We start from the raw sequence: 11,856 nt of genomic DNA, 5'->3' as shown, positions 1-11,856 counted from the left end.
GCACAGGCTCCCCGGCCCGGACCGATGGGTGACGTCTCGCCGCACGGCAGCGCCTCAGGGCTCGAGCAGTTCCAGGTCCTGGAGCAGCGACGGGTGGGTCGGCTCCCACCCCAGCGCCGCGCGCGTGTGCGCGCTCGACGACGGCTGGTCCATCGCGAAGATCGGTCCGAACGGACCGAAGTCCTCCGTCGGGACCGCCCGGACCGGCAGCCCCAGGCGCCGGCCGATCACCGCCGCGATGTCGCGGACGGCGTCGGCCTCGTCGGCCACCGCGTGCCACGCGGTGCCCGCCGGGGCCTTCTCGAGGGCGAGCCGGAACAGCACGGCGGCGTCCCGGGCGTGGACCGCCGGCCAGCGCTGGGCGCCGTCGCCGGGGTAGCCGGCCACCCCGGTCCGGCGGGCCTGGTCGGTCAGCAGGCCCGCGAACCCGCCCTGCCCGTCGGCGTGGGCCGTGCGCGGGATGCGGACGGCCGAGGTGCGCACGCCCTGGTCCGCGAGCGCCAGTAGCGCCGTCACCGACCGGGCCCGCCCGGCCACCGGCCCCTCCATCGGCAGCGGGTCCTCCTCGGTCGACGCGCGGCCCGGGACCCAGGGCGTGCCCGAGACGGTGACGATCGGGCGCCCGCTGCCCACGAGCGCCTGCCCGAGGGTCTCCAGGGCCGCCGCCTCCTCGGCGATCGACCGGTCGAGGGCGGCGGCGTCGCTGGTCTCGCTGCCGTGGTCGAAGGCCAGGTTGATGACGCCGTCGACCGCGGCCGCGCCCTTGCGCAGCACGTCGAGGTCGGCGATCCCACCGCGCACCACCTGCGCGCCGGCCGCCGTCAGGGCCTGCACCGAACGCTCCGTGCGGGCGAGCCCGACGACGTCGTGCCCCGCGTCCAGCAGCTCCGCGACGACCGCCGACCCGATGGTCCCGGTACCGCCGGTGACGAACACCTGCATGTCGAACTCCCCTGTCGATGAGACCGTGTCTCATCACCGTAGCACCGTGACGAGACGCTGTCTCATCGCTACGCTCGACCCGTGGCCCGCTGGGAACCGGACGCCCGCCTGCGACTCGTGCAGGCGGCGATCGACCTGTACGCCGAGCAGGGCTACGAGACGACGACCGTGGCCCAGGTGGCGGAGCGCGCCGGCCTGACGAAGGCGACGTTCTTCCGACACTTCCCCGACAAGCGGGAACCGCTGTTCGCGGGTCAGGAGGAGCACGGCTCCCTCCTCAGCGAGGGGGCGGCCCGGGCACCGGAGGGCGCGACCCCGCTCGAGGTCGTGGGGGCCGCCCTCGACCACGCGACGGCGGCGTTCACCCCGGAGCAGCGCGCGTGGGGTCCGCGGCTCCACGCCGTGGTCGGGAGCTCCGACGAGCTGCGGGAACGGGCCGCGTTCAAGCGGGCCCACCTCGTCGGCGTGCTCACCGAGGCGTTGCACCGCCGCGAGATCGACGACCCGACGGCGGGGATCGCGGCCGGACTCGGCGTCGACGCCTTCCACCGCGCGTTCGACCGCTGGTCGGACGGCGAGGGCCCGTCCTACGGCGAGCTCGCCCGCGCCGAGCTGCACGCCCTGTACACGGCCGCCGCGACCCTGCGCTGACCCGGACCGGCCGCTGACTCAGACCGGGCGCCACTCCCGCACGACGCACGACCGCTCCTGCCGGCCGGCCACCTCCAGGCTCCCCGGCCGGGCCGGGTGCCGCTCGTAGAGCCACACCCGCCAGCCCCGCTCCCGCAGGTCGTCCGCGAGCAGCTCGAGGGCCTCCCGGTCGTCGGACTCGGCGGTGCGGAGCTCGTTGCGCACCGGAGCGTCGAGCGTCCCGCGGAAGAGTCGGGCGTGCAGGAGCCAACGCGGGGTCATGCGTGCACCATACCTGGTGCACGAGCAGTCTGGCGTCATGCACTACGACCAGTGCACGTCACGGTGCTGTGGTGGACCCGAGGGAAGTGCGTGCGCGTCTCGACGCCGCCCTCCGGGAACGCGAGGCCGCCCGCCGGGCCGCCGACGCCGCGGAGGCCGAGTTCCGCGAGGCGATGCGCGACGCGCTGGCCGCCGGGGTCACCGTCACCGAGGTCGCCGAGCTGACCGGCTACCACCGCAACAGCGTCCGCCGGATCGTCGACAGCGCGGACGAGCAGGACGGCTGACCGGTCAGCGGTGTGCCACCGCTGACACCGAGCGTCAGCCGTGTGCCACCGCTGACATCAGGGCCCGCTTCACACCGGCACCGACCCGACGTCGGGAAAGATGCCCGGGCGTGACCCGCACGCTCACCCGCCTCCCCCTGGCCACGATCTTCCGTGCCGTCGCGATCGCCGAGGCGTGCTCGTGGACGGGCCTGCTGATCGGGATGGTGTTCAAGTACCTCGTGGTGTTCGACGACATCGGGGTGAAGGTCTTCGGCCCGATCCACGGCGTCCTGTTCGTGACCTACGTGATCGTCACGCTGCTCGCCGCGCGCACGTTCGGATGGCGGTGGAGCACGACGATCATCGGGCTCGTCGCGAGCATCCCGCCGTTGACCACCCTGTGGTTCGAACGCTCCGTGTACCGGCGCGGCCTCCTCCGATAGTCCGACCGAGGGACGATGCGCGACGGGATCTCGCCGTGTTGAATGTGGAGCGTGACGACTGCGCGCCACCCGGAGCGGCGCCTCGTCCACGTCCTGTTCGTCGACCTCGTCGGGTTCACGAGCCTGGTCGAGGAGCTCGACGCCGAGGACGTCGCGCTCCTGCAGGAGCACTACTTCGCGCAGGTGGCCGGGCTGGTCGCCGCGGCGGGTGGGCAGGTCGAGAAGTACATCGGTGACGCCGTGCTCGCCACGTTCGGGCTGCCGGTCCTCGGTCCCGACGACGGGGTGGGCGCGGTCCGCGCCGGGCTCGCGATCATCGACTCGCTCGCCGGCGTCGAGGCCGACCTCGGGCTCGCGCCCGGCACGCTCGCCGCGCGGGTCGGGGTGCACACCGGCGAGGTGGTGGTCACCTGGGCCGCCGACGGCACCTGGCGTCTCTCGGGCGACGTCGTCAACACCGCCGCCCGGCTGCAGGCCGCGGCGGAGCCTGGGACCGTCGTCGTCGGTCCGGAGACCGCGCTCGCCGTCGGGACCGTCGTCGCGCTCGACCCGCTCGGCGAGGTCACGCTCAAGGGCAAGGCCGAGCGGGTGCCCGCGTACCGGGTGGCCGGTCGCGCGGTCGCAGCCCGACGCGACCGGAACCGCCTCCGCGGGCGCGACGCCGACCTCGCCCGGCTGCAGGCCGCCCACCGGGCGACCCGGGGCGCGGAGCGGCTGACCGTGCTGGCTCCCCCCGGGGTCGGGCGCACCCGGCTCGTGGAGGAGTTCCGCGACCGGTCCGACACCCCGGTCTGGCTCGTCCGCGTGCGCCGGGAGGAGCCCGTCTACGCCCCGGTCGCGGCGCTGCTGACGGCGGCGGGCGTGGTCCCGGACGACGTCGGGGCCCGGCTCGCGCGCGACGGCCACACCGGCCCGCGCGCCGAGGTGTCGGCCCGCCACACCGTTGCCCTGCTGACCGGGCAGCCGCTCACCGGAAGCCCGCAGGAGCTGTGGACCTCGTGGACGGCCGTCCTCGACGCGCACGGCGAGCCCGACGGCCCCACGCCGGTGTGGGTGCTCGACGACGTCCACCTCGCCGGGCCCGACCTGCACGCGTTCCTCGACCACGCCACCGCCGCCCCGCACCGCGCGACCCGGCTCGTCGTCACCACCGCCCGCCCGGACGGGGACGTCCCGCCGGGCGAGGTCCTCGTGCTCGACCCGCTGCCCGACGACGAGATCACCGCGTTGGTCACCGACCGCGCGCCCGACCTCGCCGCCCCCGTCGTCGAGCAGGTCCGGCGCGCAGCGGGCGGCAACCCGCTGTTCGTCGTCGAGCTGCTGCGGGCGTGGGAGCAGGCCGGCGGCACGGGCGACCCCGTGGTGCCCAGCACCGTGCGCGCCATCTACCTCGGCCAGCTCGACGCCCTGCCGTCCCGGTCGCGGGCGCTGCTCGGGCAGGGCTCGGTGGCCGGTCGGACGCTGCCCGCGTCGGCCCTCCCCGACCTGGGCGTCGCGGACCCCGACGTCCCGCTCGCCGAGCTGACCGGCACCGGCCTGCTGACCGGTCCCCACGTCGACGTCATGGACCCGTCGTCGTACACCTACCGGCACCGCCTGCTGCGGGACACGGCCTACGCGACGCTGCCCCGTGCCCGCCGGGCCGAGCTGCACGAGCGGTTCGCGAGCTGGCTGGACCGCCGCGGCGGCCGGGTCGAGCTCGTCGGGCGGCACCTCGCCGAGGCCCACGCCGAGGCCCCCGCGCTGGGGAGCCGGCTCGACCGGGTCGCGCTGGCCCGACGCGCCGCGGAGGCGCTGACCGCCGCGGGCGAGGCCGCGCTGGAGACCGAGCCGCTGCACGCCGCGGAGCTCTTCGCCCGCGCCCACGAGCTCGGCTCCGCCGCCGACCCCCGACCCGGCGAGGACCAGGCCCGCCGTCGGCTCCGGCGCGCGGAGGCGCTGCGCCGCGCGGGGCGGCTGCCCGCCGCGATGGCGGCCTTCGCCGAGGTCACCGGCTCCGCGGACCCCGGGACGTACGCCACGCGCGCGGCCGCCGCGCTCGGCTACGAGGACGCGCTGTTCGACAGCCGGCTCCCGCGGGCCGAGTGGGGCGCCCGGGCGTTCGCGCTGCTCGACGAGGCCCTCGCCCTCACCCCCGACGGCGAGCCCGGGCTGCGGGCCCGGCTGCTCGCGGCGTCGGCCCGCGCCCACGGCTACGGCGGCGATGTCCCGACGGCGGGTGCGCTCGGCGACGAGGCCGTCGCCCTCGCCCGGCGGGCCGACGACCCGGGCGCCCTCGCGTACGCGCTGCTCGCCCGCCGCCCCACCCTCGCCGCCCCGACCGCGCTGCAGGCCCGCCTCGCCTCCGACTCGGAGCTGCTCCGCGCCGCCCGGGCCGCCGGGGACGGCGAGCGCGAGTTCGAGGCGCTGCGCCTGCGGATGGTGGATCTGCTCGAGCTCGGGGCCACGGCCGAGGCGGAGGAGCTCGTCGAGGAGGCGTCGGCGCTCGCGGTGCGGCTCGGGCGACCGCTGCACCTCTGGTACCCGGCGATGTGGCGGGCGGCGATGCTGCTCCACCACGGCGACCTCGACGCCGCGACGGAGGCGGTCGAGCACTTCCGCGTGGAGGGCGAGCGCTGGCACTACGGCGACGCCGGGCAGGTGCACTCGGTGCAGCTGCTCACGCTGCAGACCGCGCTCGGGACGCCGGAGCTCGCCCTGCCCACGCTGCGGCGCGTGGCGGAGACCGTGGGCGGGCGGACCTGGGCGCACGTGGCGGTCGCCGCCGCCCGCGCGGGCCGACCGGACGAGGCCGCGGCGCTGCTCGGGCGGTTGGCGGTCGACGACTTCGCGGCGGCGGGGGACGACGCTGCCCGCGCGTTCGTGCTCGGCGAGTGCGCGGAGGTCGCCGCGCTGCTCGGGGACCGTGCGGCGGGCGTGACGCTGGGCCGGCTGCTGGCGCCGTGGGCCGGGCTCGTCGGGGTGGTCGGCTCGGGGGCTCTGTGCCTCGGGGCGGTCGACCACGTCCGCGGCCTGGCCGCCCGCGCCGCCGGCCAGGACGCCGGCCCGCTGTTCCACGCCGCCCTCGCCCTCAACGAGTCCACCGGGGCCGTGCGCGCCGCCGACGCGACCCGCGCCGAGCTCCGTCGTCACGAAGGACGCACCGCATGCTGACCGCCGACCAGGCCCGCGAGGCCGTCGCCCGCTGTTGGGGTTCCGTGCTCGAGGTTTTTCCCGACGACCGGTGGGAGCGGCCGACGCGCTGCGCGGGCTGGTCGCTACTCGACCTCACCCGGCACGCGGCGTGGGGCACGTCGATGGAGGCGGACGCCCTGCGGCGGTCGCGGTCGGGCGAGGCGGGCAGCGGGGTCGGGACCGAACCGAGCGGCGGCCGGGACGGGGTGGAGCCGGCGTTGCGGGCCTCCGTCGCGGCCCTGGTCGGCGAGCTGGACCGGGCGGCGGAGCTCGGGGACGCCGTCGAGATCCCGTTCGGCGCCGTGCCGAGCCCGTTCGCGCTGCAGGTGTTCACGATGGAGGCCGGGGTGCACGCCGACGACGTGCTCGCCGCGATGGGCCGCGACGAGGCGCTGGGCGCGGACGTCGTGACGGCGACGTCCGTCGTGCTCGCCGCGGTGCTGCCGGTGCTGGCGGCCGAGGTGCCGGCGGAGGGGACCGTCGTGGGTCTGACCGGACCGACGGTGGACCTGCGGTTCGGCGTGGTCGACGCGACGTGGCAGGCCGTGGACGCGGCGCCGACCGTGTCGGTGCGGGGCTCCTCCGACACGGCCGTCCTGCGCTTCGCGCTCGGCCGCACCGGCGTCGACGACCCGGCGCTGGACGTCGACGAGGGCGCGCGGGCGTTCAAGGCGTGGTTCCCGGGGCCCTAGGTGGCTTCGCCTCGTGAGCAGAAAAGGTCGTGATACCGACCCTTACTGCTCACCAGGCTCGCCACCACGTGCGGTGCGCGAGCATCACCGCGCCCGGGCGCATGCGGCCGAACTCGCGTTGGATCGCACCGATGCGGTCGAGGACCGGGCCGCGCTCTCCGGTGGTGGCGGACGTGACGTAGGGCCGGGTGGTGGCGAGGTGGCCGGTGCCGGCGCAGGTGAGCGCGGCCTCCAGGAACGCCGCGGACGGGCAGGAGGCGCCCGGGATCACCAGTTCGATCGTCGCGACGCCGTCGCAGCGGGTGGTGAGGTGGGCGCGCACGTGCGCCGCGGCCGGGACGGTGAGCTCGACCGGGCCGCGGGCCAGGCGCTCGTCGAGGGCGGCGAGAAGCTCCTCCGCCGACGGGTGCAGCGCCTCGACGTCGACGAGGTCGAGCACCCGGGCGCGGGTGGTGAGCAGGGCGGGACGCCATGCGGCGGGCCGGCCGAGACCGCGACGCACCGCGCCGACCACCTCGGCGTCCGGGTGGAAGGTCAGCGCGTAGCCGGCGCCGGACCCGTGGAAGACGGGGGTGCCGAACGCGACGGCGGTGGCCGCCAGGGACCGGTCGCCCGCGTCGCCGAGCGAGAGCCGGTGGGCGGACCAGTCGGTGCGCCAGAAGCGGTCGAGCTCGGCACGCTCGTCGGCCGACAACCGGCGGGAGAACACCGCCTCGGCCAGGGCGTGGGCGTCCATCGGCTGCTCCTGCGGGGCGCGGGGGACGGAGCGCGTCGGACGGGGGGTCGTCATGAGGCCGGTGGCGGAGTAGATCGGGTCCGTGGTGACGGGCATCGCCGGGGCCTCCTGAGGTGGTTCGAGCGCGCTGAGGAGAACCCTGCCCGCCGCGCCGCGATCCGTCCGTCCACCCGGTGACCATGGTTGTGTCAGGGATCCGACACAGCGGCGCCAACGCGGTCCCGACGATGTGACGTCACTGCCACTGGATGACAGCAACGACGCTTTCCTGCCACGACGGGGACGACCTGCCGTCAGGAAGCCGCCCGCTCCAGCCCCGCCCGGTCCAGCACCGCGACGCGGCCACGGCGCAGCTCCAGCAGCCCCTCCGCGGCGACGGTCCGGAGCACCTTGTTCACCGTCGCGCGGCTGGCGCCGGCCAACGACGCCAGCTCCTCCTGGGTGAGCGGGATGAGGGTCGGCGTCGACTCGCCGCGGTACTGCCGCTCGAGGTCGGCGAGGCGGCGCAGCACCCGGGCCTCGACCGGCAGGTGCAGCGCCTCCACGAGCAGCCCGGACAGCCGCCGTACCTGGCCGGCGAGCGTCTGCAGGACGAAGGCGTCGGCGCCCGCGTTCGTGCGGCGCAGCCGGTGGAAGGTCTCGGCGCCGAACGACCACGCCTCCGTCGCCTCCAGCGCCACCACCGAGGCCGAGCGCCGGGCGCCGGAGTCGATGAGGGCCAGCTCGCCGACCGTCTCCCCCGGCCCGACGACGGCGAACGTCACCGTGTCCCCCATCGGCGTCGCGGCCCGCACGGCGACCCGACCCGCGTCGATGAGCAGGAACGTGTCGGCCGGATCGCCCTCGTGGAAGACCACCTCGCGCGCGGAGAACCGGCGCCGCCGACCGCTCGCGAGCACCTGACGGCGGTCCTCGGCCGACATGTCCGCGAGCAGCTCCACGTCGCGGAACCCTAGTGCGCGCGAGCGATAGGCTCGATCACCGTGAGCAGTGCGCAAGCGACGCGGAAGACCTCCCTGACCGGCGTCAAGCCGACCGGGGAACCCCACCTGGGCAATCTGATCGGGGCGATCGAGCCGGCGATCGAGCTGGCCACGGGCGACTACGAGTCGCTGTACTTCATCGCCGACTACCACGCCCTGACCACCGCCCGGGACCCCGAACTCCTCGCGCACTGGACCCGCTCGGTGGCCGCGACCTGGCTCGCCGCCGGCCTCGACCCGCAGCGGACGGTGTTCTACCGCCAGTCCGACGTGCCCGAGACCTTCGAGCTCAGCTGGATCTTCTCCTGCATCACCGGCAAGGGGCTGATGAACCGGGCGCACGCCTACAAGGCGGCGCGCGACGCCAACGTCGCGGCGGGCGAGGACCCCGACGCCGGGATCAACATGGGGCTCTACAACTACCCGATCCTCATGGCCGTCGACATCCTGATCATGGAGGCGCACGCCGTCCCGGTCGGACGCGACCAGCAGCAGCACGTCGAGATCGCCGCCGACATCGCCGGCAGCTACAACCACCTCTACGGCGACCGCGGCTACCGCTTCCCGATCCCCGAGGCCGTCATCCCGCCGGAGACGACGGGCCACACGCTGCCCGGGCTCGACGGGCGCAAGATGTCGAAGTCCTACGACAACTACATCCCGCTGTTCCTCGCGGCGCCGAAGCTGCGCAAGCTGGTGCGGCGGATCCCGACCGACTCCACGCCGGTCGAGGACCCGAAGGATCCGGACTCGTCGGCGGTCTTCCAGATCCTCGCGCAGTTCGCGCCCGACGACGTCGTCGCCGACACGCGCGCCCGGCTCGAGGCGGGCGGGGTCGGGTGGGGCGAGCTGAAGAACCAGCTCGCCGACGTGCTCGAGGAGCGCCTCGGCCCGATGCGGGAGCGCTACGAGGCGCTCATGGAGCCGGGCAGCGAGCTCGACGACGCGCTCGCGAAGGGCGGCGAGATCGCCCACGAGCGGGCGAGCCGGGTGCTGCGCTCGGTGCGCCACGCCGTCGGGATCGCCTGAGGTCCTTCCCGACGCCGGGTCGTCCCCGGCGGCCGCGCTCAGCGCGCGGTGGGGACCTCGTTCATGCCCGAGTCGACGTCGCGGGGCCGACGCTGCGTCGGCACCTCGTCGAACAGGGCGGCCGGGGTGTCCGGCACGGAGGAGAACTCGGCGAGCCACATGGCCAGCGGGCCGCGCAGGTCGCGCTCGCGGCCCTGCTCGGCGAGCTCGTCGTCGACCGCCGCGCCCCGGCGCAGCAGGGCGCCGAGTCCGAGGGCGGCCAGGACCGAGACGGCGCACCACGCCCCGACGAGAACGGCGACCCAGCTCAGGACCGTCATCTCCCCACCTCCGCCTCGTCGTCGCGGTGGGTGATCGGCCGTGTCGCCGTACCGCCCCGTCCGCGCACCGTGACTATCGCAGCACAACCGGTGAGCAGGGGGCCAAACCACTCGATCGGACGCACAACCTGAGACCGCTTGACGCGTCTCGCGAACCGCTCAGCGCCGTTCGGACCCCCGGCAGGCGCTGATCGGCGCTTCTCGCGTACCGGCGAACGGATCAGCTGTGCTCACTCGACGGGAGATCGCTGAGAGCGACGGCGATGCGCTGTGCGACCTCCGCCGCCTCATCCGTGTCCGAATAGGGGTGACGCGGCCCGAGGAAGAAGCGCAGCCCGTCCTTCGGGCGACGCGGGATGACGTGCAGGTGCAGGTGCGGCACGGACTGGCTGACGACGTTGTTGATCAGGACCAGCGAGCCGGGCGCCTCCATCGTCGACTCCACGGCCCGCTCGAGCCGCTGCGCGAGGGCGAAGAACCCCGGGACGCGGTCGGCCGGGAGCTCGGCGAGGGTCGTGACGTGCTGCCGCGGCACGAGCAGCACGTGCCCGTGGAAGATCGGCTTCACGTCGAGGAAGGCGACGGTGTCGTCGTCGCGGTGGACCTCGTGGGCGGGGGCGTCGCCGGCCACGATCGCGCAGAAGGCACACGGTTTCGGCACGCGTCCAGGATGGTCGTGGACGCCCGGTGCGTTGCACGGGGTATGGCACCGACTCCCCCGACCCTGCTCGTCATCGGTCACGACGCGTCCCCCGAGACCGTGCTGGTGCAGTCCGGCACCCTCGGCAGCTGGGCCCGCGAGCGCGGGATCACGGTGCTCCCGGCCGTGGCGGGCACCGACCTGCCGGACCCGTCGACGGTGGACGCGGTCGCGGTGCTCGGGTCGGTGCAGGGTGCGTGGGACGACTCCGTGCCCTGGCTCGCGTCCGAGATCGCGTACCTGCAGCGGGCGATCGAGGCCGACGTGCCCGTGCTCGGCATCTGCTTCGGCGGGCAGCTCCTCGCCCGGGTGCTCGGCGGCAGCGCCAACGCCGCCGACGGGCGGCACGAGAACGGCTTCCGCACCATCTCGACGTTCTGCGACGCCATCGACGACGGGCCGTGGATGGAGTTCCACTTCGACTCCTTCACCGCGCCGCCGAACTCCGAGGTGCTCGCCCGCTCCGAGCGCTGCGACCAGGCGTTCCGGCTCGACCGCCACCTCGGCGTGCAGTTCCACCCCGAGATCACCCCGGAGGAGTTCGAGATCTGGGCCGGGCGCTGGACCGGCACGGCCCTCGAGGACCGGTTCGACGAGCTCGGCATCACGACGGCGGGGCTGCGGGCCGAGGTGGCGGAGCGCGCGGAGTCCTCGCGGGTGCGATCGTGGCGGTTGTTCGACGACTTCGGGGTGCGGGCAGGGCTCGTCCCCGCGGATCAGGAGGTCCACGCATGAGCGTCCGCCTGGGCATCGGCGCGGCCGTCACCGACGACGAACCGGCCGTCGCCACCCGCGACCTCGTCGACGGCTGCGAGCGTCGCGGCATCGACTCGGTGTGGTTCCCCGACCGGATCGCCGCGCCCGCGATCGAACCCCTCACCGCGCTCGCCTGGGCGGCCGGCCGTACCGAGCACCTCAAGCTCGGCACGGGCGTGGTCGTGCTCCCGGGCCGCAACCCCGCCGTCGTCGCCCACCAGCTCGCCTCGCTCGCCGCCCTCGCCCCGCGCCGCATCCTGCCGGTGTTCGGCCTGCAGCCCGCGACGCCGGCGGAGCGGACGATGTACCCGGTGGACGGACGGCGGGCCGACGTCTTCGAGGAGGCGCTCGTCGTGGTGCGCCGCCTGCTCTCCGAGCCGGTCGTCACCCACCACGGCCGGTTCTTCCACCTCGACGAGGCGGTCGTCGAGCCGCGGCCGATGAAGCCGCTCGACCTGTGGCTCGGCGGCCTCGTGCCCGACGCCCTGCGTCGTGTGGGGCGCCTCGCCGACGGCTGGCTCGCGTCGTTCGTGACCCCCGACGAAGCGGGCGCCGCGCGGCGGGTGATCGCCGAGGCGGCCGACGCGGCCGGGCGCGCCGTCGAGGACGACCACTACGGCACCAACCTGCTCGTCCTGCCCGAAGGGGCGACCGAGGAGGACCGCGCCCGTGCCCGCGCCTCCACGGCCCGTCGCCGGCTCGACACCGAGGACCCGGGCAAGCTCGTCGCGGCCGGCTGGGCCGAGGCGAAGGGTCTGGTGGGCGAGTTCGTCGACGCCGGGATCACCAAGTTCGTGGTGCGCCCCGCAGTCTCGCCGGGCTCGTGGGACGACTTCCTCGACGGGTTCGCCGCCGAGCTCGCCCCGCTGCAGACCTGAGCCGCACAGCCGCGGCACAGGC

14 protein-coding genes are annotated in these 11,856 nt (G+C 75.3%); 8 read left to right on the top strand and 6 right to left on the bottom strand.

Going from position 1 to position 11,856, the window contains the following annotated elements:
- Positions 1–54 precede the first annotated feature (54 nt).
- Complete coding sequence (locus tag BJ983_RS28390) at positions 55–942, bottom strand: SDR family oxidoreductase (RefSeq protein WP_179796881.1); 888 nt, start codon at positions 940–942, stop codon at positions 55–57.
- An 81-nt stretch (positions 943–1,023) separates the two neighbouring features.
- On the opposite strand from BJ983_RS28390, the gene BJ983_RS28385 reads away from it, so the two are divergent.
- Positions 1,024–1,593, top strand: coding sequence for a TetR family transcriptional regulator (locus tag BJ983_RS28385; protein ID WP_179796880.1), 570 nt, complete (start codon positions 1,024–1,026; stop codon positions 1,591–1,593).
- Between the two features lie 18 nt (positions 1,594–1,611).
- On the opposite strand, the gene BJ983_RS28380 is transcribed toward BJ983_RS28385, so the two are convergent.
- A complete protein-coding gene (locus tag BJ983_RS28380) occupies positions 1,612–1,854 on the bottom strand; it encodes a hypothetical protein (RefSeq protein ID WP_179796879.1) in 243 nt (80 codons plus the stop codon).
- Between the two features lie 71 nt (positions 1,855–1,925).
- On the opposite strand from BJ983_RS28380, the gene BJ983_RS28375 reads away from it, so the two are divergent.
- From BJ983_RS28375 to BJ983_RS28360, 4 genes are all read left to right on the top strand, one after another.
- A complete protein-coding gene (locus BJ983_RS28375) occupies positions 1,926–2,141 on the top strand; it encodes a hypothetical protein (RefSeq protein WP_246325674.1) in 216 nt (71 codons plus the stop codon).
- A 110-nt stretch (positions 2,142–2,251) separates the two neighbouring features.
- Positions 2,252–2,566, top strand: a complete 315-nt coding sequence (locus BJ983_RS28370) for a DUF3817 domain-containing protein (RefSeq protein WP_179796878.1) — start codon at positions 2,252–2,254, stop codon at positions 2,564–2,566.
- Between the two features lie 51 nt (positions 2,567–2,617).
- The gene (locus tag BJ983_RS28365) at positions 2,618–5,719 is read left to right on the top strand and encodes an adenylate/guanylate cyclase domain-containing protein (protein WP_179796877.1); all 3,102 of its coding nucleotides are present in this window, start codon (positions 2,618–2,620) and stop codon (positions 5,717–5,719) included.
- Positions 5,713–6,432 carry a maleylpyruvate isomerase family mycothiol-dependent enzyme gene (locus tag BJ983_RS28360; protein ID WP_179796876.1) on the top strand — a complete coding sequence of 240 codons (720 nt, stop codon included), beginning with the start codon at positions 5,713–5,715 and terminating at the stop codon, positions 6,430–6,432. The genes BJ983_RS28365 and BJ983_RS28360 overlap by 7 nt, the downstream gene beginning before the upstream one ends.
- 49 nt (positions 6,433–6,481) lie before the next feature.
- On the opposite strand, the gene BJ983_RS28355 is transcribed toward BJ983_RS28360, so the two are convergent.
- Positions 6,482–7,264 (bottom strand): hypothetical protein, encoded by a 783-nt coding sequence (locus tag BJ983_RS28355; RefSeq protein WP_179796875.1) that lies wholly within the window; start codon positions 7,262–7,264, stop codon positions 6,482–6,484.
- Positions 7,265–7,461: 197 nt separating this feature from the next.
- Positions 7,462–8,109 carry a cyclic nucleotide-binding domain-containing protein gene (locus BJ983_RS28350; protein ID WP_179796874.1) on the bottom strand — a complete coding sequence of 216 codons (648 nt, stop codon included), beginning with the start codon at positions 8,107–8,109 and terminating at the stop codon, positions 7,462–7,464.
- Positions 8,110–8,151: 42 nt separating this feature from the next.
- Between BJ983_RS28350 and BJ983_RS28345 the strand changes: the two genes are divergently transcribed.
- A complete protein-coding gene (locus tag BJ983_RS28345) occupies positions 8,152–9,180 on the top strand; it encodes a tryptophan--tRNA ligase (protein ID WP_343054393.1) in 1,029 nt (342 codons plus the stop codon).
- Between the two features lie 38 nt (positions 9,181–9,218).
- Here the strand turns inward: BJ983_RS28345 and BJ983_RS28340 are convergent, their stop codons facing one another.
- The gene (locus BJ983_RS28340) at positions 9,219–9,500 is read right to left on the bottom strand and encodes a hypothetical protein (RefSeq protein WP_179796873.1); all 282 of its coding nucleotides are present in this window, start codon (positions 9,498–9,500) and stop codon (positions 9,219–9,221) included.
- A gap of 220 nt (positions 9,501–9,720) precedes the next feature.
- Entirely contained in the window at positions 9,721–10,161 is a 441-nt protein-coding gene (locus BJ983_RS28335) for an HIT domain-containing protein (protein WP_179796872.1), read from the bottom strand.
- Positions 10,162–10,203: 42 nt separating this feature from the next.
- Here BJ983_RS28335 and BJ983_RS28330 point away from each other — a divergent pair, with 42 nt between their 5' ends.
- Together BJ983_RS28330 and BJ983_RS28325 are read left to right on the top strand one after the other, a co-directional pair.
- The gene (locus BJ983_RS28330) at positions 10,204–10,935 is read left to right on the top strand and encodes a type 1 glutamine amidotransferase (RefSeq protein WP_179796871.1); all 732 of its coding nucleotides are present in this window, start codon (positions 10,204–10,206) and stop codon (positions 10,933–10,935) included.
- Complete coding sequence (locus BJ983_RS28325) at positions 10,932–11,834, top strand: TIGR03854 family LLM class F420-dependent oxidoreductase (RefSeq protein WP_179796870.1); 903 nt, start codon at positions 10,932–10,934, stop codon at positions 11,832–11,834. The genes BJ983_RS28330 and BJ983_RS28325 overlap by 4 nt, the downstream gene beginning before the upstream one ends.
- The last annotated feature ends 22 nt before the right edge of the window (positions 11,835–11,856 follow it).

The organism is Actinomycetospora corticicola, assembly GCF_013409505.1.
Classification (GTDB): Bacteria; Actinomycetota; Actinomycetes; order Mycobacteriales; family Pseudonocardiaceae; genus Actinomycetospora; species Actinomycetospora corticicola.
The sequence above is the reverse complement of the archived record's forward strand: the minus strand, read 5'-3'. Positions and strand labels throughout refer to the sequence as shown.